Consider the following 24,332-nt stretch of genomic DNA (forward strand, 5'->3'; position numbering starts at 1 on the left):
TAACTATGAATATACTGAATCAGTTTAGTTTTTGGGGACATAATTGTTTGATCCAGATTGACAACCTGCCCCGTTTGCTTTACTTAATACAAAGCGAAATAGCTAAAAAAGCAGAAAGCCACTCTTGAGGGAGTGGCTTTCTGCTTTTTTAGCTATTTCCGATTAGAAGAATCTAACACGGTTATCTTTTACATCAGCTTTCTCTCTGATAGCCTCGAAAGCGTTGCTCTGCACACTGTTGGTGCGCGTGCCACTCAATTGCTCTTTCACGTTAGAGAAATCGTTTATTTCCGGAGCAGGGTTCATTTGCGTCAGTTCTACCATCAGAACACCGCTCTGGCCCTCAAACGGAGCTGTGCGGGCACCTGGCTTTAAACCAAAAGCCTTACCAACAGCCACAGGCTCTACACCTAAACCAGGTATAGCGGTAGAAGCAAACGTTACGTTGTCAGCGGTTCTAACGCTTGCATCCGGCCCATAGCTAGCGGCAATCTCATCCAAAGAGCCTTGCTGGCCCTCCAGCTTCGCGATGATTTGCTGCGCCTTTAACTCGTTACGTACTGCAGCAGTTAATTCCTCACGCACATCCTCTAGTTTTGCATAGCCTTTTTCACGCTTGTTTGTAAGCGTTGCCACCACAAACTGATCATCTATTTCGAACACAGGCGACACATCACCTACGTCAGTGTCTTTGGCATAAGCCCAACGCACAAGCTCACGCGCGTTGTTAAGATTATTTACAACGATGTTGTTTTTACCAATGGCTGTTGCTTCTTCTTTCACCAGGGATGGATTCCGGGCAACATTCTCTCTGAGTTCTTCAGCGCTCTCGCTTGTACCGGATAACTCATCCGCTACAGCATAAGCAGCATCACGCGTAGATTCGCTTGGCTCGATGGCGCGTTGCACACCAGCAATCTGATACTCCTGGTTTGACTTAGGAGCAGTTACTTTCACAATATGGTAGCCGTACTCAGTCTCCACAAGATTAGGTAACAAGCCAGTGCCTGAATAGTTGAACACCGCCTCGTCAAACTCCGATACCATCTGCCCTTGCGGGAACCAGCCTAAATCACCACCTGTAGAGGCAGTACCGTCTGTGCCATGCTGCGCAGCCATCTGTGCAAAGTCAGCACCGTTCCTGATTTGTGTCAGCACATCCTGTGCTTTTGCCTGTGCAGCAGCTTTAGCCTCTGGCGTATCGTTTTCTGGTCTGATCAGGATATGGCTTGCTCTTACAGCACTTGCATCTGCTTCTCTGACATCCGTTATTTTGAAAAGCGCTAAAGTGCCGTTCTCAGTGTACGGTCCGTAAACTTTACCTTCTTCTAAAGGCAATTGGTTGCGCAGCGGCTCTGGCAGCTGGCCCGGGTTACGGTAAGTGCCATCAAAAGGAACGTCAGAGTTCGCGTTTACAAAAGCTGAGTCGTTGGTGGCCGCGGCAAACTGCTGCGATAGCGTACCGATCTCCTGGTTGATGTAGCTGCTATCTTCAGGGGATGCATTCACCGGAATGGTTACAAACTCAACTGAGCGACCTTCATCAACTTTATAGAGTTCTTTGTTGCGGTCATAGTAATCCTGCAGCTGTGCGTCTGTTACCTGCACTGCTGAGTCAGACACGCTAACGAAAGGCACAAATAACGCTCTGATATTAGCAGAAGCATTTTGCGCCTGGTAATAATTCTTCGCCTCTGTGTCTGTAATGTATACTGTTTTGGTCAGCAGGTTCATGTACTTCGACTGCAGACGATCAGCATAAATGCTCTGCTCAAAGTTCACCCACATCGGGCGTGCTTCCGGGCCCATCTGGTCCAGGTTCTGCAGGTACTGCACTACCTGGTTGCGATCGAATTCACCTGTTTGCGGATTAGTGAAAGCTTGCTGCACAGCCGGGTGAATGTTGTTACCCTGCACCATGTCTGCCAGTTCTTCTTCCGTTACCTCTATACCAAGGCGGTCATATTCTTTTTGTAGCGCAATTTTAAAGATTAGCTGGTTCCAGGCCTGCTCACGCAGCATTGCTAACTCTCCTTCGTTCGCAGCACGGCCGGTTCGGTTCTCGTAATCAGCTTTTACCTGCTGCAGCACCTGGTCAAATTCCTGGAATTCGATTTCTTCACCGGCTATTTCGCCAACGGTATTTGCATTGTTTCCCAGAAGCCTTGAGTTAGGCCCAAGCAGGTCGCCGCCCACAACAAAAACGCCAAGCCCTATCGCAATGGCGCCTACAGCCCAACCAGACTTTTCTCTAATCTTGTTAATTAATGCCATTCTTTATTTAAATATAAAAAGGATTGTGCAAAATAAGGTTAATCGTGCTAAAATTCAAAATTTTTATCTTCCTGTTTGGTCCGCAGCATCTGCCTGAGAATCTGTGTTTTTAATAAGCTTCACAGCATCGATGCGGTTCTCATCCATTGTGAGGACCCTGATAGTGAAAGGTGGCACTGTCACCTCGTCACCCGGAAGAGGTATCTCTCCGAATACAGACAAAATTAATCCGCCTAACGTTTCATAATCACCCTCTGGCAAAGCCAGATTATACTTCTCGTTCAGGTAATCAATTTCGTGGCGGCCACTCAGGAAGTAGATTCCTTTCTCAGGCAAAACCTGCTCCAGCAACCGCTGGTTCACATCGTACTCGTCCTCTATCTCTCCGAATATTTCCTCTATCACATCTTCTACAGTAACTATGCCAGAGGTGCCGCCAAACTCGTCTACCACCACCGCCACGCTGCGGTGCTCGGAAACAAACTTCACGAACAGCTCACTGGCCATCATACTCTCCGGCACCATGCTTACCGGCCCCAGAATCTCAGAAATGCGTCGGGGTTGCTTAAACATAGCAAGCTGATGGCAGTAGCCGATGATGTTGTCGATAGAGTCTTCGTAGATAAGAATCTTGGAATGGCCTGTTTTCACAAATGCCTGCCCCAACTCCTCTACTGTACTTTCCACATCTACCGCCTTTATTTCGGTGCGGGGCACCATACACTCCCGCACCTTCACGGTTTTAAAATTCAGGGCATTGTGGAAGATGAGCGGGTCTACTTCGGGCGCACCTTCCTGCTCCGGGTGGTACAGGTGGTTTTTAATAAAGGCATTCAAATCTGTGAACCCGAACACCGGCTTTTCCTCTGAAAACTCAATCCTGAAAAACTTCTCTGCCACCCATTTGCTCAAGCCCACAATCAGGAACACCACCGGGTACAGCAGATAGTACACCACCAGAATGGGCACGGCCAGTACCTGCAGCATACGGTTCGGGTTGATAGCGAAAAGGCTGCGGGGCAGAAACTCAGCAGTGAGCAACACCACCACCGAAGCCACAATTATCTGCAGGAAGAGCACAAGTAAGCTGAACTGCAGCGAATCAGGCAGGTACATGGAGAACAACTGATGCAGCACACTGGCAATGGCCAGGCCGTATAGCACCAGTGCCAGCGTATTACCGATGAGCGTAGTGCCCATCAGGCGGGCAGGCCGCTTTAGCAGAAAGCCCAGGATGCGCCCCGAGAGCACTCCGTTTTTCTCGTTCAGCTCAATCTGGATTTTGTTGGCAGCCATAAAAGCCATCTCAATACCCGAGAAAAAGGCAGAGAACAGAAGCGCGATAAACAATACAATGATCTGACTGGGGTCTATCATAAATGCGTTTGATCCAAAATCAATCAGGCGCCGTTTTTCCTTTTACGGTAGTAATATAGCATATACAGCACCAGGCCAATCATAAAGAGCCAATAATTACCGAGCACATCATCTTCCACCATGCTGCGGTGTACCCCGATAACCATAACTACAAATGACAATGATAGTAAAATAATATTTACAAGCCTTTGGTTCATTATTCCTTCAGATTGAATTGTCCGGTTACTTTCCGGATTCTATAGTTTGAGAAATCCTGGTCTGCTTCAAGCCCCTGTCCTATCACCACTTCTTCCGGTGATGTTATTTTCACTAATTTGTCGGTATAGATCCGGGCCTTGCGCCTGTCCCAAAACAGTTCTTCTGTCTCCAGCGTCTCCTGCTTTTTCAGGTTGTTTACAACTACATTGCCCCGCGCTTCGAAAAGATTCTGGTTGCGGTCCTGCTTGCCGTAGTTTGCCTTCAGGGTAGAGGTTATCTTCTCTCCCTGCTCATAAAACTCCACGAATAGGCCTTCCGGGAAAATACCGTCGCCGCTCTCAAACTCCTGCTGCACGGGTGCCTGTAGCTTCACCAGCAGCCGGGCAGAGTCGCTATAGAGCGTAACCACGTCGTGGTTCTCTATTGTTGGCCCTGTGTACTTTTGCTCCTTATCAGGGTCTTTTAAATCCTCTTTACAGCCGAAGCTTAAGATAGCCATTACAGCCATCAGCCCGACCATGTATGCTTTCCGCATTGTTTTGGTTAATCTGATTTATGGTAAGGTAGCAAAATCTGTGCTGAAATAGTTACACCTTTAAACCTGCAAATTTATCATGCAAAAAAGGCCGCTTCATGAACGGCCTTTTTTGTATCAGGAAATAAAAAGCTGGTATTATTCGATTCTGCGCTTGATAAACCACCGGCTGTTTACCGTAAACTCCAGGCCAAACTGCAGGTAGTCTTCCTTCACCAGGCCGTAGTCGGTGGTGCCGCGCTGTCCGTAGCCTACGGAAATGTTCAACTGGTAAAGGTCATAAAGGGTGGAGCGCCCGATAGGCAAAGTAGCTCCTGCCGTTACTCCCTTGTCGGTGATGCGCTGGCCATTCAGGACGTAAGGTGTTTCGCTGTAGTAAAGGCCCCCACGGTATGTGATCCGCTTAAAGTAGCTGTCTATGGAATTGGCCTCGGGCGTATATTCCGCACCTAACGCCGCACGGTAGCTGTCTTCCAGGCCACCGTTATTTCCTTCAAAGTCTCTGTACTTAGACCACTGGTAGCTGGCAAAATCAGCTGCCACCGTCAGGTTGGAGCCATTGTCGATGCTGATACCCGCTCTCATACTGGCTGGTATCGTAATGCTGCTTTCTGCACTGTCCGCCGGAGAGGCTGCCTGTGTGGTACGCTCATACGTCACCATGCGCTCGGCATCTAACTCTGCCTCAAAGCTGTACACGCCACCGGCACTTATGAAAAGCTTATCTGCCAGCTTCTGCCTGTAATTGGCACCGGCTCTGAAAATAAAGTCGCTGTAGCTGGTGCGATCCACTATGGTAACGCGCTCCTGGCCTAAACCTTCCTGCTCCGGATCGCTGATGGTACTGGAGGACTCGTTTGCTATATTGCCGAAGATGTAGGAGGCACTACCACCCACTGTAAGGCCTCCGGTAATTCGTACACCATGGGCAAAAAAAGCTTCTGACAAGCCGCCACTGCCCACATACTCCCGAAAGATGGTAGCTTCCGGATTGCCTTCTACCACATCCGATACATTTACCTGGTAATTTACGGTAGAGAACGGGCGTAAACCTACAGCCGAGCTCCAGCGCTTCGTAACCGGCACTGAAAGCGACACGTTATTCAGGTTGCCGTTACCATTTGTCTGTGAATTGCCCTCATTGCTCACTTGCTTTGCCTGCCCCGCAATGCCCATCGTAAAGTTGGTAATGCTGTTGTAATAAAGCAGGGCCGGGTTGGCCAGATTCGGCTGATAGCTATTGGCCGCACTAATACCGGTGCCCGCCATACCGGCGTTCCGTATGCTGCCAAGATTTTCGTTTATCTCCCCCAGCCCGTAGCGGGAGTAGGGAGTGCTGCTGATAAGCTGTGCCTGGGCAGTGTGCGCTAAGCATAGCGCCGCAAAACCTATCAGTACTCGGAATGTCTTATACATTATGTGTCAATATTCTGTGAAGTCCGATTAAGACCAATTCAGGAATTACAAAGATGCGTCCTTTTAACTTACTTTCAAAAAATCCCGCATCGCCTCCGCAAAGTATAACCACCAGATCGGCAGCTTTTTCGGTGTAAGCCTGGATAAAGCCATTTAATTCCGCCACGGTACCTGTCAGCACCCCGCTCAGGATAGACTCCTCAGTGCTTTGCCCCGTTAGCGGAAAGTCTTTTTCAACCCGCTGTACTAACGGCAACCTCCCTGTAAAAGTATGCAGGGCTCTGAATTTCATGGTTAGCCCCGGCGAAATGCCTCCGCCTTGGTAGTTGCCCCCGCTGTCGATAAAGTCGTGCGTAATGCAGGTGCCGGCATCAAACACCAGGCAATTGCGGCCCGGAAAAAAATAATGGGCACCGGCCGCTCCTGCTATTCTATCAGCACCCAGCGTCTGGGGCGTTTTGTAAAGGTTAGAAACAGGCAAGGCTGTCTGTGCGGTAAGCTCTAAAAACTTACCGGTTACAGACAGCCTTTGCTGTATATCTTGTGCGTTGGCGACCACCGAGGCAACTATGGCATGGTCAAATTGCTGGCTTTGCAATATTTCCGGCAGCTGTTCCTGCCCCTGAAAATAACCTTGCTCCACCAGGGCATCTCCTTCAAAGATGCCGTACTTTGTGCCCGTGTTTCCTATGTCGATGGCGACGCTGCGCATACAATTACATAAAGTACTTCAGCCGGACTACTTCTTTTTCTGAAAGGTAGCGCCAGTTGCTGCGTGGCAGGTCTTTTTTTGTGAGGCTTGCGTACTGCACACGGTCCAGCGTTACTACATCATACCCCAGGTGCTCGAAAATACGGCGCACAATGCGGTTACGGCCAATATGAATCTCTATGCCTACAAATTTGTTAGACTCACCCAAAATGGCTACATCATCCACTTCTGCTTTGCCGTCTTCCAGTTCTACCCCTTCGGCGATTGTCTTGAAGTCTTCTTTTGTAAGCGGCTTGTCGAGTTCTACCTGGTAAATTTTCTTGATGCCGTTGGAAGGATGCGTCAGCTTTTGTGCCAGCTCTCCATCATTCGTAAATAGTAATAGACCAGTGGTGTTACGGTCCAGCCTACCTACCGGAAAGATACGCTCTGTAGAAGCATTGGCTACTAAGTCCATCACTGTCTTTCTTCCCTCCGGATCATCGGTGGTAGTCAGAAAGTCTTTAGGCTTGTTCAGCAGCACATATACCAGTTTCTCGCGGTTCAGGATCTTTTTGCCGTACTGCACATTGTCAGTTGGCTGTACTTTATAGCCCATCTCCGTAATCACTTCGCCGTTCACTTTAATCTCACCAGCTTCAATCAGCAGGTCAGCTTCGCGGCGGGAGCAAATACCAGCATTCGCAATAAAACGATTCAGACGGATTGTTCCATCTTCTTCGCCTTCTTCCTTGCGGTTTGTTTTCTTGATGCGTGGATTATCCTTATAGCGGCTCAGGTTATAGTTTGGTGTCTGCGGCGCTTCGCCCTTGCTTTCACCAAAGCTGCTGCTGCGGTCACGGTCGCCAAAGCTCTTGCCTTTAGCGCCTCTGTCACCGCCAAAGCTGCGCTTCTCACTATAAAATGATTTGCCTTCGCGGTTAAACGGGCGGTCACCGCCTTCTCTGCGATCAACACCGTATGGCTTTCTATCGCCGCCTTCGCGCTTCGGCTCAAACTTGCGTCTTTCGCCACCTTCATTTCTTCCAGCACCAAAGCTTCTTCTTTCCCCTTCGTCGCGACGCGGTCTGTCGTTGCCGAAAGCGCCCCTTTCACCGCCTTCGCGTCTGTCAGGGCGATCGCCTCCCAAAGAACGTCTTTCGCCGCCTTCTCTTCTATCGCCGAAGGAACGTCTTTCGCCGCCTTCGCGTCTGTCTGGTCTATCAGTGCCAAAAGAGCGTCGCTCAGTTCTCTCGCCGCCACGGGATTCATCTCTCCTGTCGGAGTTATAGCCGCCTCTGTCGTTGCTGCGTCTCTCCGGACGGTCAGAATTGAATGAGCGGCGTTCGCCACCTTCTCTTCTGTCGTTGCCGTAAGAGCGTTTTTCACCACCTTCTCTTCTTTCTGGTCTGTCGCCGTTGAATGATCTGCGCTCCCCGCCTTCCTTTCTATCACCAAAGAAGCGTCTTTCGCCTCCTTCGCGTCTGTCAGGACGGTCTGAGTTAAATGAGCGGCGTTCGCCACCTTCCCGGTTAGGGCGATCTGAATTAAAAGAGCGGCGTTCTCCGGAGTCTCTTCTTTCGTTGTCTCTCCTGCCAGAACCGAAGGAACGGCTGTTGCCGCGATCTCCCCTGTCATCTGGCCGGTCGGATTTGTCTCTTCTGTTAAATATTTTCTTGCCTTCCCGGTCGTTGTTTGCCGGCCTGCCAGAAGAATTTCTGTCAGCGCCTCTTCTGCCTGCCCCTGCGTTGTCGCGGTCAGGTCTTTCGTTATCTCTTGCCATGGTAATATAGTTATGGATGCAGTATCGCTACTGTACCTCTTTTGTGTGCAGTATTAAGGAATAATGATGTGTTATAGTTCAAAAGGGATCTTGAACCATTTAATCGGCTGTTTCGCCTATCGCGTTCTCTTCGGTGGCGAAATCTCTTAGCTGCGGAAGGTCTTTGATGTGGTTGATGCCGAAGTAGTCCATAAACTTCTGAGATGTACCGTACAAAACGGGTCTGCCAATTGTATCGGCTTTGCCTCTGATCTCTATCAGTTCTTTCTCCAGGAGTTTATGAACGGCATAATCGCAACCCACACCCCGTATTTGCTCTATGGCCGACCTGGTGACAGGCTGCTTATAGGCGATAATTGCCAGCGTCTCCAGAGAAGACGCTGACAGTTTTTTCTTTGACTTGTGCTTCAGGTATGTGCTTACCGTCTCCTGGTACTCCGGCTTGGTGAGGAACTGGTAGCCCCCTCCGATGGCGTAGATCTGAAAGGCGAAGCCCGCTTCCATAAGCTGCTCGTTTATACCTTCCACGGCCTCCAACACATCGCTCACCAATATCTCCTCCATCCCCAGCGACTCCTGTAAGCAGCGCTGGATTTCTTCAATGCTTATGGGCGATTGGGCACAGAAAACAAGTGCCTGAATATGGTTTTGCAGAATATTCAAGTGGTAAAAGTAAAGGTACTGGTACTAATCGTTACGCTGAAGCTTAGCCTCAATAGAATGCTGTGTGTGCGGTACAGCACGCAGTCTTTCTTTCGGGATAAGCTTGCCTGTGACAATGCAAACACCGTAAGTGCCGTTCTTAATGCGGATCAGGGCATTCTCCAACTGCTGGATGAACTTCATCTGGCGGGAAGCCAACTGGTTCAAACTTTCTTTTTCAGCTGTGTCAGCACCATCTTCCAGCACCTTGGTAGGCGAGGCGGTGTTATCGGTACCAGAGTCGTTGCGGCGGCTAAGGGTTTCTTTTATAAAGGCCACCTCTTTACGGGCGTTTACCAGCTTCTCTTGAATAATAGCCTCAAACTCTGCTAGCTCCTCTCTGGAATAACGCTGTTTTTCTTCGTTTGTATTCATTCTACTTTATTAGAACTTGTTATAGTTTTAGCCTAATTTTACTTATTGGTAAACTAAAAATCGATTCTTTAACTAGTGTAGTGGCATAACAGCCACAAGAGAATTTAAGTTTAATCTGCTATATATATTGCTTCAAATCCTTTACCAAAGCTGCTCCGATGAGTCGCACTAAACCTAAATTTCGTGCAAAAATAAGAGTAATATCCGTACTTTACTATGGGTAAGCATAAATAAAGGATTTTTATCTTCTTTATAATCGCCTCACCTTCTGCAGTATAATAACCGTGCCGGTTTTGCTGTTATTGGAACGAATGTTGCTTTCAGGAGCATTAGCCATTGCAGGCCGTTTCCCATTTTATGAAATTTACCTATATGAAAAAATTTACCTTTTTATCAGCCTTGTCGCTTCTGCTCGCTTTTGTGGCAATAGCTCCTGTAAATGCCCAACGCAGGGCAGCAGCACCTGCCAATAACCGCAGCACCGTAGTGAAAATAAATGTGCTCAGCCCCTTTGTGCTCACAGCCTCGGGTTTTGTGGAGCATGCGTTCAGCCCTAAGATAAGTGCCCAATTGGGTGCTTTTGTAACAGGTGCCAGTGTGAAGGATGTTGACTTTAAAGGCTATGGTTTTACGCCGGAGGTGCGTTACTATTTTGCGGAGCAGGCGCCGGACGGCTTCTACGTAGCAGGCTATGGCCGCGTGCTGAATTATAAGCTAACAGTAGAGGACACGGAAAGAGGAGAGACCTATGAGGCGACCTATAAACCGATAGGAGCTGGTGTGGCTGCCGGTAATCAGTTTATTTTTAACAACGGCATTTCCCTGGATCTGTTTTTTGGTATAGGCGTTAACGGCGGTAGTTTGAATGTTGCTTCGGGCACAAATGAAGACTTTGACCGGGGTGTGCTGGATTACCTGAACATCTTAGGCAGCGGCGTGAGATTCAGGCCAGGCTTAACCGTTGGTTATGCCTTCTAAGCTTATCTGATACGTACAAATAACAAGAGCCCCACCTCAGCACTGAGATGGGGCTCTTCCTTTTCTGGCAGCTCTTCTAAAAGCTCAGCATTCTGATAGCTGCCGCTGCTGCCTCCACGCCTTTGTTGCCGTGCTTGCCTCCTGCTCTGTCCAGCGCCTGCTCCAACGTGTTTGTGGTAACAAGCCCAAAGGAAACTGGCTTGTTGTACTTCATGGATACATGCGTAATGCCCTGCGCCACAGCATAATTAATGTAGTCATCATGCTTTGTATCGCCTTTGATGACCACTCCAATACAGATCACGGCATCCATCTCTTCCTGCTGCGCCAGAAACTGCGCCCCCAGGGTTAGCTCAAAACTACCGGGAACTGTGTTAATAAAGATATTCTCTTTTTTGGCGCCATGCTCCAGCAGAGTATCGACAGCACCCTGGCACAGGGTACCAGTAATGTCATCGTGCCACTCTGATACAACTATCCCAAACATTTTGTCAGAGATATCCTTTAAGTTTTCTTTGTTATACTCGCTCAGGTTTTTTAGTGATGTTGCCATGCTCGTTTCGTTTTTCGTTGATCGTTTATCGTTATTCGCGAAGTAGGGCATCCACTCGCTGCTTCTCCCGGACTGCTAGAGGATTCCGGAATGTAAACGGAAAGCAGTGAGTATGCCATACAACAAAAAAGCGCTTTTGCCTGGCTCACCAGCACAAAAGCGCTTTTAAAATAGGCCTAAGCCTGTATATACTTATTGGTTGCCTCCTGCCAGCATTTCGGCACGGGCTTTATACTTCTTTGCGTCTGTTACCTCAGCAGATGCAGCAAATTCAGAGATAACTCTGTCGTACACCTCTGTTGCTGAAGTAAAGTTATTGGCTGCCTCATAAGCGATACCAGCCTTCATCAGGTACTGTGGCGAAAAGAAAGGGTTTTCGTTGTAGTTAGCTGCCTGTGCATACATGTCAGCCGCTTCAGCGTTCTGCCCCTGCTCTAATAGCGCATCACCAGTTAAGCTGTAGGCACGTGCCTGCATCAGGTAATCATCTGACTCAAACTCACGCAAACGCTCTGCCGCCTCGGCATATTGACCTTGCTTTAACAAGGCAACACCAGCGTAAAAATTAGCCAGGTTGCCTGCATCTGTGCCACTGTACTCGTCTGCTATCTGCAGCAAGCCCTCATACTGTCCGTCGCCGTTCAGGGCTTTGTTCAGTGAGTCAGCCTCAAAATAGTAGACAGCCTGGAACATTGCCTGCTGCGCCTCCTGGTTTTGTGTGCTACGGTAGTTATAGTACAGAAAGCCACCGACAACAATAGCAGCAATCAGGGCGAACACTCCGAGTAACTTCGACTTGTTTCTCTTTACGTAGTCCTCTGACTGCGTCAGGCGACCTGCCAATGCATCCGGACTCTCAACCAGCTCCTCAAAATCGCTGTGCTTCTCGTTGTGCTTCTTAACTGTTTCTTTTGCCATTAGTAGTAATGAAATAATAAATTCAAAATTAGGAATTAAAATTTGCTTTAGACAACATTCCTAATGCCTGAACATCAAAATAATAAATTTTAATTCCTAACTCTGAAATATTTATCCCTTAGTCCATTATATAAGGATAATCCTTCTCTACATAGATGTCGGTGTAGAGTTCAGAAGGATCCGGATAAGGAGAGTCTTCGGCAAACTGCACGGCATCTGCCACACGCTCTTTGATTTTATCGTCAATCGCATCCAGTTCTTCTTCTGTTGCCCATTCCTGTAGCAGGATAGTCGCTCTTACAGCCTCAACCGGGTCTTTGCCTTTGTAGTCTTCCAGTTCCTCTTTTGTTCTGTACTTGGCAGGGTCAGACATAGAGTGGCCTTTGTAGCGGTAAGTTCTGAACTCCAGCAGAGTTGGGCCTTCACCGGCACGCGCACGCTCAGCAGCTCTTGCTACAGCCTCGTGCACATCTTCTACGTTCATGGCATTTACAGGCTCAGAAGGCATGTCATAAGCCTCGCCAAGGGTATAAAGCTCTGTTACGTTGGAGGTACGCTGTACCGAAGTACCCATGGCATACCCGTTGTTCTCTATCACGAAAATCACCGGCAGCTTCCAGGTCATGGCCATGTTCAGGGCCTCGTGGAAAGCACCCTGGCGCACAGCACCGTCACCCATATAGGTGATGCACAGGTTACCGGTCTTGTTGTACTTCTCAGCAAAGGCGATACCAGCTCCCATTGGGATCTGCGCACCCACAATACCATGACCACCTATAAAGTTTACTTCTTTGTCGAAGATGTGCATAGAGCCGCCTTTCCCTTTAGAGCAGCCTGTTGCCTTTGCAAACAGCTCCGCCATCACAGCACCCGGGTCAGTGCCTAACCCTAGCGGGTGAGCGTGGTCGCGGTAAGCTGTAATCCACTTGTCGTCTTTTGTAAGCGCACTTATCGCGCCGGCAGCACATGCTTCCTGGCCGATGTATAAGTGGCAGAAGCCTTTAATTTTCTGTTGGCCGTATAACTGACCCGCTTTTTCCTCAAAACGGCGCATGAGCTTCATCTGCTCATACCATGTCATGTATGTTTCCTTTGAAAACTTTGGCTCAGCCTGTACCTTTGCTTTCGGTGCTTTTCCTTTTGCCTTTTCTTTCGTATCAGCCATAAGTGTTAGTCTATGCGTTATCTTGAATATCCATTAGCTGCCCTTGAGCAGGTTTATCTTTATTAAACTACGACAAATATAAGCCGCTAACGGAATTTAGCTTGCGAAATTAAGGAAAAAGATATCAATTAGAAACGAATGCTCCTCGAAAATCTAAGTTTGCTGTATTTCAAGAACTACGAGGAAGCCGCTCTCAGCTTTTCGGAGCATATCAACTGCTTTATAGGCGACAACGGCAGTGGCAAAACCAATCTCTTGGATGCCATTTACTATCTCTCTATTACCAAGAGCGCCTTCCCGGGCACTGAGCTACAGAGCATTAAGCAGGGCGAGGACTTTTTTATGGTGAAAGGCCGCTTTGAGGTAGAAGGCAACAAGCACACCGTGCAGGTGAGCCTGAAGCAGGGGCAGAAGAAGACGGTGACGCACAACAAGGCGCTGTATGAGAAAATGAGCGACCACATCGGGCGTTTTCCGGTGGTGCTCATCTCCCCTTACGACACCGACCTGATACGCGAAGGCAGCGAAGAGCGGCGAAAGTACTTCGATAGCCTCATCTCGCAGTTGCACCACCCTTACCTCGAGCAGCTCATACAGTATAATTATGTGCTGAAACAGCGCAACTCGCTGCTAAAGCAGTTTGCCGAGCGCCATTACTTCGACCGCGACTACCTGAACATCCTCAACGAGCAGCTGGTAGCTCCTGGAGAGCTGCTGGCACAGGAACGGCAGAAGTTCTTAGAAGAATTCGTCCCTATTTTCCAGAAGCACTACCGCCATATCTCCGAAAGCAGCGAAGAAGTGAGCCTGACCTACAAAAGCCAGCTACCGGATGCTGATTTTGCACAACTGCTGCAGCAGGCCGAGCGCAAGGACCTGGCGCTACAGCGCACCACCGTGGGGCCACACAAAGATGACTTCGTTTTCCTGATGGATGGTAACCCGGTGAAGAGCTTTGGTTCGCAGGGGCAACAGAAAAGCTTCGTCATCGCCCTGAAGCTGGCGCACTTCGAAGTCATTGCCGAGCGACAGCACCACAAGCCCCTCCTGCTGTTGGATGATATCTTTGACCGCCTCGACGAAAAACGCATCACGCAGCTCATGCAAATGGTAGCCGCCCACACCTTCGGCCAGATTTTTCTCACAGACACACACCTCGAGCGCACCGACAAAATACTCTCCGGCCTCTCAGAAAGTATCCGTAGATTTGAGGTGAAGGAGGGAACGGTGAAGTTGATTGCCTGATTGTTGGTTGTTAAATTGCTGTTTTTTGTCAGGCTATATCCTTACTTTGATCTTATTGCGCTCATACAAGCACAACTGTATTATGAACATAGTTTACGTATAAGCTATCGTTCCTAATTAATACTTACCTTCGAATCATGAACCTGATCGATTCTAATTTCGACAAGCTTGTAGACCTATGTAAAAAGCATAAGGTGGCAAAACTGTTTGCTTTTGGCTCTATCGTATCAGACAAGTTCAACAAAGACAGCGATATTGATTTAGTCGTTGATTTTGAAGATGTTGATCTTTATGACTATGCCGACAACTATTTTAATTTGAAATTTTCCTTAGAGGACTTATTCAAACGGGAGGTAGACTTGCTGGAAGAAAAAGCAATTTCAAACCCTTACTTCAGGAAATCTATTGACGAAAAAAAGAAGTTGATTTATGGATGAGGAGCTACAAGTCTGGCTATATGATATTCTTCGCTCCATCAATGAAATTGAAAGTTATTTTGATGACAGGCCGAAAGAACTGGAGGCCTATCGGCAAGACATAAGGACAAAGCGGGCAGTAGAAAGAGATCTGGAAATTATTGGTGAAGCCGCCAATAGGATTTTGAAAAAACACCCAAACTTCCCCTTGTCAAATGCAAAGCAGATTATAGGTACAAGAAACAGAATCATCCATGGTTATGATACAATATCTGATGACTTAATCTTGTCTATTGTTATTAACCACCTGCCCAAGCTCAAAGCACAAGTAGAACAAATGCTAAAATAGGACAGTCACAGTGTTGGTCTTATTCAATTATTCAAAACTCAGTTATCCAAAATTAAACCGCCGTGCGCTACTACAAGAAGAAAGAGGAGATTGATAAACGAAGGGCTGATATACAGCCTATCGGCGACAGCATTAAGGCGCTGATGCAGGCGTACCGGCTGCAGGGCAAGCTCAACGAAGTACAGATCGTTGAGAGCTGGGAGAAGATCATGGGCAAGCCCATTGCCATGAAAACGCAGCAGCTGTTTTTTAAAGATCAGAAGCTGTTCGTACGCCTTACCTCTGCCCCGCTCAAGCACGAGCTGAACATGTCGAAGAGCAAGGTAATAGAACTCCTGAACCGCGAGGTGGGCGGCGATGCCGTAAAAGACGTGGTGTTTCTTTAAGCGCAACAGCTGCGGCCATAACAGAGTATAGCTTTTGTATATCCGATTACAACTATACTATACTTATTTCTTCATGACTGCACCTGCTTATCGCGCCGTATCCTATTCCCAAACCGTTCTGACGGAACTGATGATTCCGAGCTATGCCAACTTTGGCGGCAAAATTCACGGAGGCATCCTGCTCTCGCTCATGGACAAAGTAGCCTATGCCTGTGCTGCCAAGCACGCCGGCAACTACTGCGTCACGGTATCAGTGGATGGTGTGAACTTCCTCCAGCCTGTGGAGGTAGGAGAACTGGTGTCGCTATTAGCCTCTGTCAACTATGTCGGTAACACCTCGCTGATGGTGGGCATAAAGGTGATTTCGGAGAATGTGAAATCAGGATTCGTGAAGCACACCAATACCTCCTACTTTACCATGGTGGCCAAAGGCGATGACGACAAACCTGCCCAGGTGCCCGGGCTCAAGCTGGAGTCACGCGAAGACGCCCGCCGTTTTCTGGAAGCCATCAAACGCCGCGAACTCTCCCGCCGCTACCAGACAGAACTCGCCAATACCAAAACCATCCTGCAGGTAGAGGATGACCTGCACCTGCTACAGGACGAGCGCTGCAAGATTATGTTCTGATACTATTTGATCTGTCTTGGTGGTACAGGTTAATTTAAGCTGCTGTTGTAGCTTAGAAACTCTTCCATTCATCACCATGTTGAAGTATCAGAAAAAACCACGTTAATGATTTTAGAGATTCCCTTTGTATCTTTAAGGTCTATCATTTTTACATTCAAACAAACATGACCTTTAAACATAACCTAACACGAGCGCTGGCGCCTATACTGGTGGCTGGCTTTTGCCTTACCTCCCCCACCCTTAGCATAGCCCAGGAGCCCGTACGCCAGGACGATGAGATAAAGCAGATGGTGAACCAGCTATCGGCCCAGAACCTGGAGCAGTTGGTACAGAGAATGGTTGACTTCGGCACCCGCCACACGCTTAGCACCACCACCAGCAAAAAAGAAGGCATTGGTGCTGCCCGCGAGTGGGTAAAATCTGAATTCGAGCAATATGCCAAGGCCTCTAACGGCCGCATGACGGTGGAGATGGACCGCTTTATTGTGAAAGCCGACGGCCGCCGTATTCCGCAGGATGTGGAGATGGCCAACGTAATGGCAATTCTGAAAGGTACTGACCCGAACGACGACCGCGTGATTATTGTAGGCGGGCACCTCGACTCGCGTGCCACGGATGTGATGGACGCTAAAAGTAAGGCGCCAGGTGCAAACGACGATGCCTCCGGCGTAGCCATTGTAATGGAAATGGCCCGTGTGATGGCATCAAAGCAATTTCCGGCAACATTGATCTTTGTAGCCTTCCAGGGCGAGGAGCAGGGACTTTACGGTTCCACGCACCTGGCAGAACGTGCTAAAAAAGAGAACTGGAACCTGGTGGCGATGCTGAACAACGACATTGTAGGTAACTCTTTCTCAGCCGAGACAGGCCTGCACGACAATACCAGCGTGCGCGTGTTCAGCGAAGGTGTACCTGCCAACGAAACAGAAGAGCAGGCGCGTATGCGCAGAACACTGGGAGCTGAAAACGACAGCCCAAGCCGCAACCTGGCCCGCTACATGGAGAACACTGGAGAGAAGTATGTAGACCAGATAGATGTCGTGCTGGTGAACCGCACCGACCGCTTTCTGCGTGGCGGCGACCACACTCCGTTTAACCGCAGTGGCTTTGCAGCTGTGCGCATGAGCGAAACTAACGAAGACTTTGACCACCAGCACCAGAACGTACGCAAAGAAGACGGCAAGCAGTATGGTGACCTGATAGAGTATATGGACTTTGAATACCTGCGCAAGAACACCGGAGTGAACCTGGCGACCATGGCCAGCCTTGGTTGGGCTCCTGCCGCCCCTGAAAAAGTTGGTGTGATTACGTCTAACCTCACAAATAAAACAGATCTGCAGTGGGAAGCCCCGAGCAAAGGCAAAAAGCCGGCAGGTTACTACGTGCTGATGCGTGAGACCAACAGCCCAACCTGGGAGAAGAAGTTTTACGTGAAAGACACAAAGACTACGCTAAACTACTCCAAAGACAACTACTTCTTTGCAGTACAGTCAGTGGATGACGAAGGCCACGCCAGCCTTCCGGTGCTGCCAGTGCCGGTGCGCTAAGGATTCGTAATCCTACATCCAATGAAAACATTGAGGCCGCTTCTGCTGATACTGTTCTTCATAACAGCTCATACTCTTGCCTATGCGCAACAACTGGAAGTAAAGAAGCTAGCGAAGAACGTGTGGGTGCATACTTCCTACAACACGTTCAAGGGCACCACATACCCATCCAACGGCCTTATTATTTCAACTTCGGATGGGGTGTTTTTGATAGACAAGGCCTGGGGCGACGAGCAAACGGAGCAACTGCTGGCATGGGTAAAAGATAACCTGAAACAACCTGTGAGAATGTGCATCGTCACCCACGCCCATGATGACCGTATGGGCGGCATTACGGTGCTGCAAAAGCAGAATATAGCGGTGCTCAGTTCTGCTCAAACAGCCCAATTAGCGGCAGCGCAGAACTTAGGCAAGCCGGATAGTATACTGCAGCTTAACCAGCCATTCAGTGTAGGGGAACAAAAGTTAGTGGCATTTTATCCTGGAGCAGGCCATACAGTTGATAACCTGGTAGTATACCTGCCACAGCAGAAGGTGCTGTTCGGTGGGTGCCTGGTGAAAGATGCGAAGGCAATTGACCTTGGTAATACTGCTGATGCGGATTTAAGCAACTGGCCAAATGCTATACAACAGGTGCAAAAGGAGTTTCCGAAGGCAAAGCTGGTGGTGCCGGGGCACGGCCAGTGGAGCGACCAGGTTGCCCTTACCCATACCTTATACTTGCTGCAACAGCACGCAAAGAAGTAAAAGCAGGAAAGAATACCTGATCAAACAACAAAGGCTGGCGCTACTTGCGCCGGCCTTTGTTATTTAGAGCTCTCTGTTAAAGTATATGCTGATAGCAGGTTTTTTAATCTCTACTCACCAGCTTATTGAAGTTCCCATTCGGATCGTGCAGCAGGGCCAGTTTGCTGTTCTCAAACTCTTTGAAAAACTCCTCCCAGCTTACTTCCTCAAAACTGTCGTTGCTGTCGCTTTTACCGGGGAAGTGAATACGGAGCAGGCCCTCTCCTCCGCCATCATTCTCTGTGCCTTTTATAATGGACGGCTTGCCGCCATGCTGCTCCGCCCATTTCTGTATCTCGTTATGGTTCGTTGTTTTCTTAGCTTCGCTCATAGTTCTTTAGGTTTTGTTGTTCTGTTGAGTTTAGCTATACGAACAGCCACCACCAAAGGATAAGCACTCACCAAGCCACAAAAAAAGCAGCCTTAAGTTAAAGCTGCTTTTCTGGTTATATAGTATGAAATTTTAAATTTTAGATATCCTGGCTGCAGAAGATGTTTCAGAGGTAATGCTCGGGCTGCCTCTATAAGAAATTGAAGTGGCACCTGAGGCGTTAATATCCAGGGCCTCTGTGGCATACACCCTCACCTTGCTTGCGCCACTGGCTTCCACTTTCACACGCTTGGCCTGCAAGTCAGCAGCCTCTACTTTGGAGGCACCCGACATGTCCATATCTACTTCATCGGCTCTTCCGGTCAACTCTATTTTGCTGGCACCACTCATATCGGCTTCCAGTCTGTTTGTGTTGATGTCCAGATTAACTTTAGAAGCCCCGCTCATATCTAACTCCAGCGCATCTGTTCTAAATGTAGAATTGCCTGTTACTTTTACACCTCCGCTGATGTCCACACTGTTCAACTCTCTTATGGTGATGTAGGCCTTCATCCCTTTATTGGTTGTTACGTTACCTTCATTGTAGATGTGGAGTACACCATTGCGTACTTCCGTCCTGATGTTGCTCAGCAGGTTTTCCTCTGCCTCCAGCCTCAGGCTCTCCTGGTTGCCTTGTGTAATCTCTACAGCAAAACCACCGCTCACATTAATACCCCTGAAGTCAGACACGTTCCTGTCCTGGGTTTGGATGTTGCCGTTGCCTCGCAACTGCTGCGCCATCAGGGGAGTAGTTGTGAACATGAGTGCTATGAGAAACACAAAGAGAGAGGTGGTGTAAGAATTAATACCTTTCATAGTTTTATTAGTATAGTGAATGATCTTTTCCGGTGCAAAGGCTGCCTGCACAGCCTCTGAAGTAATACTCTGACTAAAAGATGCAAAATTCTGCAGAAGGTTGCTTGCGGGTGAGAAAAAATTTATCAGAAATCAAAACTTCAGCAAAAGAGGAAATAAGCTATTATTCCACAGCAGCAGGTATCCGAAGCGGTTTGTTCATAAGCTGATGGAAAATAAAAGCGCCCAACGTGTAAGCCATTACATCCAGCACATCTGCCGTGTACAGTGGCTTATAAAGCGGTAGGAGCAGTTCAAAGCAAACACTAAAAGCTGCCACCGCAAACACAATGTGTCTGACAGGAATTACAATGGTCTGGTTCTGAAAGTACACCCGCTGCACGGTTAGTATCAGGCCGAGAGTCAGCGGCAGACACAGCAGGTCGTCGAGGTAGGCGTACAGCGGCCATACATAAAGCTGCGCCTGCTCCAGTGCCCGGTTCAGGCAAAACAGCAGTATGCAGATAATAAACAGGGGATGCTGCAGGCTTTTCATAGTACTTACAGGGCCACTAAGAATACCCCTAACATGATACTTCCCAGGATGATAAGAAAGATTTCTGTGGGCGTGAGTTCCTTAAACCAGTTCTGCTTATACTTGTTTCTGCCACCCAGTATTTGGCCGCAGTTAGGGCAAACTTTTGTTTTGACAGGCACTATTTCGCCACAGTTTGGGCAGGTTTTCATCTTCTTTTCTTCTGGAGCAACCATGGCAGCAAAGTATGGTGTTAAAGTTTATACAAATCCTATGCTTACTATACTGTCTTGCGTATCTCAGGTTTGGCAGCAACAGCAATAAGCGGCTTGGTATAACCTTCAGCCACTTTAGGGGGTACATTCTTAGCAAACGCAACACCATGAATAAACCAACAGAAAGCAACGCATGCTATACAATAAAACGTGGCAATAGCCCTCTGGTGGCCACTGCCATCCACAGCGGACACGATGTGCGCCAGAACATCAGCAACCTTTTTGCACTGGCGGCAGAAGAACGCCTCCGCGAAGAAGACCCCTATACAGACGCATGGGTCGTGATAACCGATAATCAAATTATAGGGCATAACTCCCGCTTTGAGCTGGACCTGAACCGCCCGCCCGAGCAAGCTATCTACCGTAAACCCGAAGATGCCTGGGGCCTGCACGTCTGGAAAGAAGATTTTCCTGAAGATCTGGCCAGGGAGTCGATGGGCCGCTATGACCAGTTTTATGCTGATGTGAAACAGATGCTGACTCAAATTCAGGAGCAGCACGGCTGCTTTGTAGTATACGACCTGCATACCTATAACCATAAGCGCGAGGGAGCTAATGGCCCCGCCGCTAACCCCGAAGAAAACCCGGAAGTGAACATCGGCACCGGAAACATGAACCGCGAAAAATGGGCACCGGTCATAGATGCCTTCACGCACAGCCTGAGTGCCTACGACTACCAGGGCCGCCACCTGGACGTGCGCGAGAACGTGAAGTTTAAAGGAGGCTATTTTATGCGCTGGATTCACGACACCTTCGGCGACAAGGCCTGTGTGATGAGCATCGAGTTCAAAAAGTTCTTTATGGATGAGTGGACAGGAGAGCCCGATGAGGCACAGGTGCAGGAGATTCGCAAGGCGCTGGAGCAAACCACTGAGCCCGTGCTGGAGGCGCTCGCCAAAGTGTGCCAGCCATAAAGGAAGTGGACAAGTGCCGGGAGTACCCTGTAACAGGCAAGCCCATACCGCCTTCTGCTTCTATTTACTACAAACTAACAGAATGATTGAAGAAATAACCGACAAGTTTATAAAGAAAATAAGCCGTAGCCTGGAGCGCGGCAAGCAAGTGCACCGGCGGCTGCCAAAAGGCGGGCTGGTCTACATCGACAGGCCCCTGCCCTTCCTGGTGCTGTTCCGCCACCCTGCCGGTAAACCCGACCATGCCACCGCCGATTTTGTGAAGGCAACCGCCTCTTACATCATCTCGCATGAAGAGCAGACACCACGGCTGCAGGAGCTGGTCCGGGCAATCGCCAGTGCCATGGCAGACGAGTTTGGTGCTTTTATGATACTGGAACTGATGGCGGCTCCTTCAGATGATCCGGCAACCCCTATGTTTAAAGTGCTGGGGCCGGAGAAACTGCTACCCGCCACCACCCGCACCCTTACCAATGAACTCGAAAACATTAAAGTCAGTGGTCTCCGCACAGACGTAGAGACAGCCTCTAACAAGCCACTGCTGGAGGGGCCCCAGCGCCTGATGCCGGAAGAAGAACTGAAAAAGCACGGCTACCTGATGCTCGGGCTACAGCTGAAATCCGTTTACTGCGACAGCGAGACAGGAAAGGCTTACCCCTTGCTGTTGCGGACTATCCGCGAGAAGCTCTCCGAGGCCATCAAGAAAACAGTATATGACTTTGTGTCGGTGCAGACATCACACAAGCCTATCCATTTTCAGGCGCTGGGGCGACAGGCCGTAAACCGGGTGGTGTGGCGCATCGACAAGCAGCTCACCGGCATCAGCGACCAGTTCCAGTTTCTGATGCTCGTATCGCCGGTAAACCATAACGAGGCCTGGGCAGAATTCAGGAAAGCGAAGTTCAAAAAAGCCCCGCACCTCCACTACCGCCTGATGCCCGTAGACGCTGACCAGCTGAAGCGCAAGCTTTACAACATCTCCATCGAGAAAGTAGACGACCCTACCCTGGCTTACCTGTTCCGCGACAAGCGCCATGAACTGGACAAGATGCTGACCATGCTGGCAGACCGCAACACGCCTGACTTTATGTACAGCAGCATGCAGGTGTTTGGCGGCGTAGACGACCAGCTGCTGAAAATTGCTGAAGGCATCCTGGCGGCCATCCCCGAGCCAACCCGCGACACGAACGCTGACATCATACCTGTTGCAGAGTTTGCCGCGCTGGCCGAACAGGAAATTGCCTTCCTCAAAGAACAGTATCCCGGCGTGGATTCAGGTGTACATGTGCGGGATGACATCGTAGGCCTGCTGGTGTCTAAAGGAAAGCTGAATATAGGCTCAGACTACATCATACCCCGCCACCGCGCACAGGCGCTGATACAGCATGAGGTAGGCACCCACATCCTGACCTACTTTAACGGAAAGGCGCAGCCGTTGAAGCAGCTGTACGTGGGCAGCCCGGGCTATGAGGAGCTGCAGGAGGGGCTGGCAGTGCTGAGCGAGTACCTCGTAGGTGGCCTCGACCAGGACCGGATGCGCATGCTGGCGGCACGTGTGGTGGCCGTTTACCACATGACCAAAGGCTGCACCTTCCCCGATACCTTTATGCGCCTGAGAGACGACTATCACTTTGACGAAGATACGGCCTTTGATATTACCATGCGCGTGCACCGCGGGGGCGGCCTCACCAAAGATGCCGTGTACCTGCGCGGCCTCGTGCACCTGCTCGACTACCTGAAACAGGGCCACGAACTGGAGCCACTGCTCATCGGTAAAATCCGGCAGGATTACATTCCGATTGTGCAGGAGCTGATTTACCGCAATGTGCTGCAACCGGTACCTATCAAGCCCCGCTACCTGCTCGACCCGGCTATCAAACCGAAACTGGAACAACTAAAAGCGGGCATATCAGTATTTAACCTACTGTGAACGATTTTCACGGTACCTGTTAAATAAGTACAAAACGCATCTGAATAAAATGAATATAGGATTTGTAGTAAACGAAGTAAACACTGAAAAGGCGAACTACTCCACCATCTTCCTGGCACAGCGCATGCACAACCAGGGGCACACCGTTTACCTGATGGGCGTCGGGGATTTAGCTTATTATCCGGATGGCTATATGGGTGCCACGGCCACGCAGGCTGACCCCAAGCACAAGTACAAATCCGGCGCTACTTATTTAGAGGCCATTCAAGGTGACAAGGCAAATAAAGTGCGCGTTACAGCCCGGGACCTGGACGTGCTCATGCTCCGCAATGATCCTTCCGCCGAAGCGGAAGGACGTACCTGGGCACAGAACGCAGGTATTATTTTCGGGCAGCTGGCCATGCGCCACGGCGTTATCGTGCTCAACGACCCGACTTCGCTTTCCGATGCTGTGAACAAAATGTACTTCCAGCATTTTCCGGAAGCCGTAAGGCCACGCACGCTGATTACGCGCGATAAAGACGAGATAAAGGAGTTTTTTAATGAGCAAAAAAATAATATCATCCTAAAGCCACTGCAGGGCTCCGGTGGTTCCGGCGTATTCATGGTAAAGAAAGAGGACGCCACCAACCTGAATCAGATTGTGGAGGCCATCAGCCGCGACGGCTATGTGATTGCGCAGGAATACCTGCCGGAGGCCACAGAGGGCGACGTGCGCCTGCTGGTCATGAATGGAGAAGCACTGCAGCATAAAGGAAAATACTGCGCCATTCATCGGGTAGGAAGCAAAGACGATATCCGAAGCAACCTACACGCCGGCGGCTCCACGAAAGCGGCAAAAGTAACGCAGACTATGCTTGACCTGGTGGAGCTCGTAAGGCCTAAACTCATACAGGACGGTATGTTCCTGGTAGGGCTGGACATTGTGGGCAATAAGCTGATGGAGATAAATGTGTTCAGCCCCGGAGGCCTCTACGACGCGTCCGAAATGGAGGGCGTGGATTTCTCAGAACCTCTGATGGCTGCGCTGGAGCGAAAGGTGCATTACAAGAAGACGTATGGTGTACAGATCGACAATAAAACCGTCGCGATGATTTAGTACAGAGTGCAGCAGCACAATAAGTTTTTAGATGGCTAAGTTTACCAGGAGTGCATACTGGTGTGACTTAGCCATCTTTATGAGCCATTCAC

General features: G+C 49.3%; 27 protein-coding genes. 11 read left to right on the top strand and 16 right to left on the bottom strand.

The annotated features are described in order from the left end of the window. Window positions 1–162: 162 nt before the first annotated feature. The 9 genes from DXT99_RS14540 to DXT99_RS14575 form a co-directional block, all read right to left on the bottom strand. Entirely contained in the window at window positions 163–2,274 is a 2,112-nt protein-coding gene (locus DXT99_RS14540; RefSeq protein WP_115566302.1) for a peptidylprolyl isomerase, read from the bottom strand. Between the two features lie 63 nt (window positions 2,275–2,337). Continuing rightward, a complete protein-coding gene (locus DXT99_RS14545; protein WP_115566303.1) occupies window positions 2,338–3,651 on the bottom strand; it encodes a hemolysin family protein in 1,314 nt (437 codons plus the stop codon). A gap of 23 nt (window positions 3,652–3,674) precedes the next feature. Beyond that, entirely contained in the window at window positions 3,675–3,797 is a 123-nt protein-coding gene (locus DXT99_RS27725; RefSeq protein ID WP_262511364.1) for a hypothetical protein, read from the bottom strand. A gap of 50 nt (window positions 3,798–3,847) precedes the next feature. Continuing rightward, window positions 3,848–4,384 carry an LPS export ABC transporter periplasmic protein LptC gene (gene lptC / locus DXT99_RS14550; RefSeq protein WP_246000740.1) on the bottom strand — a complete coding sequence of 179 codons (537 nt, stop codon included), beginning with the start codon at window positions 4,382–4,384 and terminating at the stop codon, window positions 3,848–3,850. 138 nt (window positions 4,385–4,522) lie between these two features. Then, on the bottom strand, window positions 4,523–5,800 hold the full coding sequence (locus DXT99_RS14555; protein ID WP_115566304.1) for a hypothetical protein: 1,278 nt from the start codon (window positions 5,798–5,800) through the stop codon (window positions 4,523–4,525). Continuing rightward, window positions 5,793–6,512: a type III pantothenate kinase gene (locus tag DXT99_RS14560; RefSeq protein ID WP_115566305.1), complete on the bottom strand. Its 720-nt coding sequence runs from the start codon at window positions 6,510–6,512 to the stop codon at window positions 5,793–5,795. The genes DXT99_RS14555 and DXT99_RS14560 overlap by 8 nt, the downstream gene beginning before the upstream one ends. A gap of 4 nt (window positions 6,513–6,516) precedes the next feature. Then, window positions 6,517–8,274, bottom strand: a complete 1,758-nt coding sequence (locus tag DXT99_RS14565; protein WP_115566306.1) for a pseudouridine synthase — start codon at window positions 8,272–8,274, stop codon at window positions 6,517–6,519. A 99-nt stretch (window positions 8,275–8,373) separates the two neighbouring features. Continuing rightward, entirely contained in the window at window positions 8,374–8,937 is a 564-nt protein-coding gene (gene scpB / locus DXT99_RS14570; RefSeq protein WP_115566307.1) for an SMC-Scp complex subunit ScpB, read from the bottom strand. A 24-nt stretch (window positions 8,938–8,961) separates the two neighbouring features. After that, window positions 8,962–9,351 carry a TraR/DksA family transcriptional regulator gene (locus DXT99_RS14575; protein ID WP_115566308.1) on the bottom strand — a complete coding sequence of 130 codons (390 nt, stop codon included), beginning with the start codon at window positions 9,349–9,351 and terminating at the stop codon, window positions 8,962–8,964. A 372-nt stretch (window positions 9,352–9,723) separates the two neighbouring features. On the opposite strand from DXT99_RS14575, the gene DXT99_RS14580 reads away from it, so the two are divergent. Beyond that, a complete protein-coding gene (locus tag DXT99_RS14580) occupies window positions 9,724–10,329 on the top strand; it encodes a DUF3575 domain-containing protein (RefSeq protein ID WP_115566412.1) in 606 nt (201 codons plus the stop codon). Window positions 10,330–10,405: 76 nt separating this feature from the next. Here DXT99_RS14580 and ribH read toward each other — a convergent pair whose 3' ends face one another. From ribH to pdhA, 3 genes are all read right to left on the bottom strand, one after another. Next, window positions 10,406–10,882 carry a 6,7-dimethyl-8-ribityllumazine synthase gene (gene ribH, locus DXT99_RS14585; RefSeq protein ID WP_115566309.1) on the bottom strand — a complete coding sequence of 159 codons (477 nt, stop codon included), beginning with the start codon at window positions 10,880–10,882 and terminating at the stop codon, window positions 10,406–10,408. A 192-nt stretch (window positions 10,883–11,074) separates the two neighbouring features. Beyond that, complete coding sequence (locus DXT99_RS14590) at window positions 11,075–11,800, bottom strand: tetratricopeptide repeat protein (RefSeq protein ID WP_115566310.1); 726 nt, start codon at window positions 11,798–11,800, stop codon at window positions 11,075–11,077. A gap of 118 nt (window positions 11,801–11,918) precedes the next feature. After that, on the bottom strand, window positions 11,919–12,965 hold the full coding sequence (pdhA, locus tag DXT99_RS14595; RefSeq protein WP_115566311.1) for a pyruvate dehydrogenase (acetyl-transferring) E1 component subunit alpha: 1,047 nt from the start codon (window positions 12,963–12,965) through the stop codon (window positions 11,919–11,921). 138 nt (window positions 12,966–13,103) lie between these two features. Here pdhA and recF point away from each other — a divergent pair, with 138 nt between their 5' ends. The 7 genes from recF to bla all read left to right on the top strand — a co-directional run bounded on the left by recF (window position 13,104) and on the right by bla (window position 18,283). Beyond that, the gene (gene recF, locus DXT99_RS14600) at window positions 13,104–14,210 is read left to right on the top strand and encodes a DNA replication/repair protein RecF (RefSeq protein ID WP_115566312.1); all 1,107 of its coding nucleotides are present in this window, start codon (window positions 13,104–13,106) and stop codon (window positions 14,208–14,210) included. Between the two features lie 137 nt (window positions 14,211–14,347). Continuing rightward, window positions 14,348–14,647 carry a nucleotidyltransferase family protein gene (locus DXT99_RS14605; RefSeq protein ID WP_115566313.1) on the top strand — a complete coding sequence of 100 codons (300 nt, stop codon included), beginning with the start codon at window positions 14,348–14,350 and terminating at the stop codon, window positions 14,645–14,647. Then, a complete protein-coding gene (locus tag DXT99_RS14610; protein WP_115566314.1) occupies window positions 14,640–14,975 on the top strand; it encodes a HepT-like ribonuclease domain-containing protein in 336 nt (111 codons plus the stop codon). The genes DXT99_RS14605 and DXT99_RS14610 overlap by 8 nt, the downstream gene beginning before the upstream one ends. 62 nt (window positions 14,976–15,037) lie before the next feature. Next, on the top strand, window positions 15,038–15,361 hold the full coding sequence (locus DXT99_RS14615) for a DUF721 domain-containing protein (protein WP_115566315.1): 324 nt from the start codon (window positions 15,038–15,040) through the stop codon (window positions 15,359–15,361). Between the two features lie 73 nt (window positions 15,362–15,434). Beyond that, window positions 15,435–15,989, top strand: coding sequence for an acyl-CoA thioesterase (locus tag DXT99_RS14620; RefSeq protein WP_115566316.1), 555 nt, complete (start codon window positions 15,435–15,437; stop codon window positions 15,987–15,989). A 164-nt stretch (window positions 15,990–16,153) separates the two neighbouring features. Then, entirely contained in the window at window positions 16,154–17,536 is a 1,383-nt protein-coding gene (locus DXT99_RS14625) for a M28 family peptidase (RefSeq protein WP_115566317.1), read from the top strand. A 21-nt stretch (window positions 17,537–17,557) separates the two neighbouring features. Then, the gene (gene bla / locus DXT99_RS14630; RefSeq protein WP_115566318.1) at window positions 17,558–18,283 is read left to right on the top strand and encodes a subclass B1 metallo-beta-lactamase; all 726 of its coding nucleotides are present in this window, start codon (window positions 17,558–17,560) and stop codon (window positions 18,281–18,283) included. Window positions 18,284–18,386: 103 nt separating this feature from the next. Here bla and DXT99_RS14635 read toward each other — a convergent pair whose 3' ends face one another. The 4 genes from DXT99_RS14635 to DXT99_RS14650 all read right to left on the bottom strand — a co-directional run bounded on the left by DXT99_RS14635 (window position 18,387) and on the right by DXT99_RS14650 (window position 20,234). Then, entirely contained in the window at window positions 18,387–18,653 is a 267-nt protein-coding gene (locus tag DXT99_RS14635) for a hypothetical protein (RefSeq protein WP_115566319.1), read from the bottom strand. Window positions 18,654–18,785: 132 nt separating this feature from the next. Then, the gene (locus DXT99_RS14640) at window positions 18,786–19,508 is read right to left on the bottom strand and encodes a head GIN domain-containing protein (protein ID WP_115566413.1); all 723 of its coding nucleotides are present in this window, start codon (window positions 19,506–19,508) and stop codon (window positions 18,786–18,788) included. Window positions 19,509–19,671: 163 nt separating this feature from the next. Then, on the bottom strand, window positions 19,672–20,043 hold the full coding sequence (locus DXT99_RS14645; protein WP_115566320.1) for a hypothetical protein: 372 nt from the start codon (window positions 20,041–20,043) through the stop codon (window positions 19,672–19,674). Between the two features lie 5 nt (window positions 20,044–20,048). After that, entirely contained in the window at window positions 20,049–20,234 is a 186-nt protein-coding gene (locus DXT99_RS14650; protein WP_181885136.1) for a zinc-ribbon domain-containing protein, read from the bottom strand. A 170-nt stretch (window positions 20,235–20,404) separates the two neighbouring features. Here DXT99_RS14650 and DXT99_RS14655 point away from each other — a divergent pair, with 170 nt between their 5' ends. The 3 genes from DXT99_RS14655 to DXT99_RS14665 all read left to right on the top strand — a co-directional run bounded on the left by DXT99_RS14655 (window position 20,405) and on the right by DXT99_RS14665 (window position 24,240). Beyond that, window positions 20,405–21,211, top strand: a complete 807-nt coding sequence (locus tag DXT99_RS14655) for an N-formylglutamate amidohydrolase (RefSeq protein WP_115566322.1) — start codon at window positions 20,405–20,407, stop codon at window positions 21,209–21,211. Between the two features lie 82 nt (window positions 21,212–21,293). After that, window positions 21,294–23,141, top strand: a complete 1,848-nt coding sequence (locus DXT99_RS14660) for a flavohemoglobin expression-modulating QEGLA motif protein (protein WP_181885137.1) — start codon at window positions 21,294–21,296, stop codon at window positions 23,139–23,141. A 49-nt stretch (window positions 23,142–23,190) separates the two neighbouring features. Continuing rightward, on the top strand, window positions 23,191–24,240 hold the full coding sequence (locus DXT99_RS14665) for a glutathione synthetase (RefSeq protein ID WP_115566324.1): 1,050 nt from the start codon (window positions 23,191–23,193) through the stop codon (window positions 24,238–24,240). Window positions 24,241–24,332: the final 92 nt, after the last annotated feature.

Source organism: Pontibacter diazotrophicus (assembly GCF_003367245.1).
Classification (GTDB): Bacteria; Bacteroidota; Bacteroidia; order Cytophagales; family Hymenobacteraceae; genus Pontibacter; species Pontibacter diazotrophicus.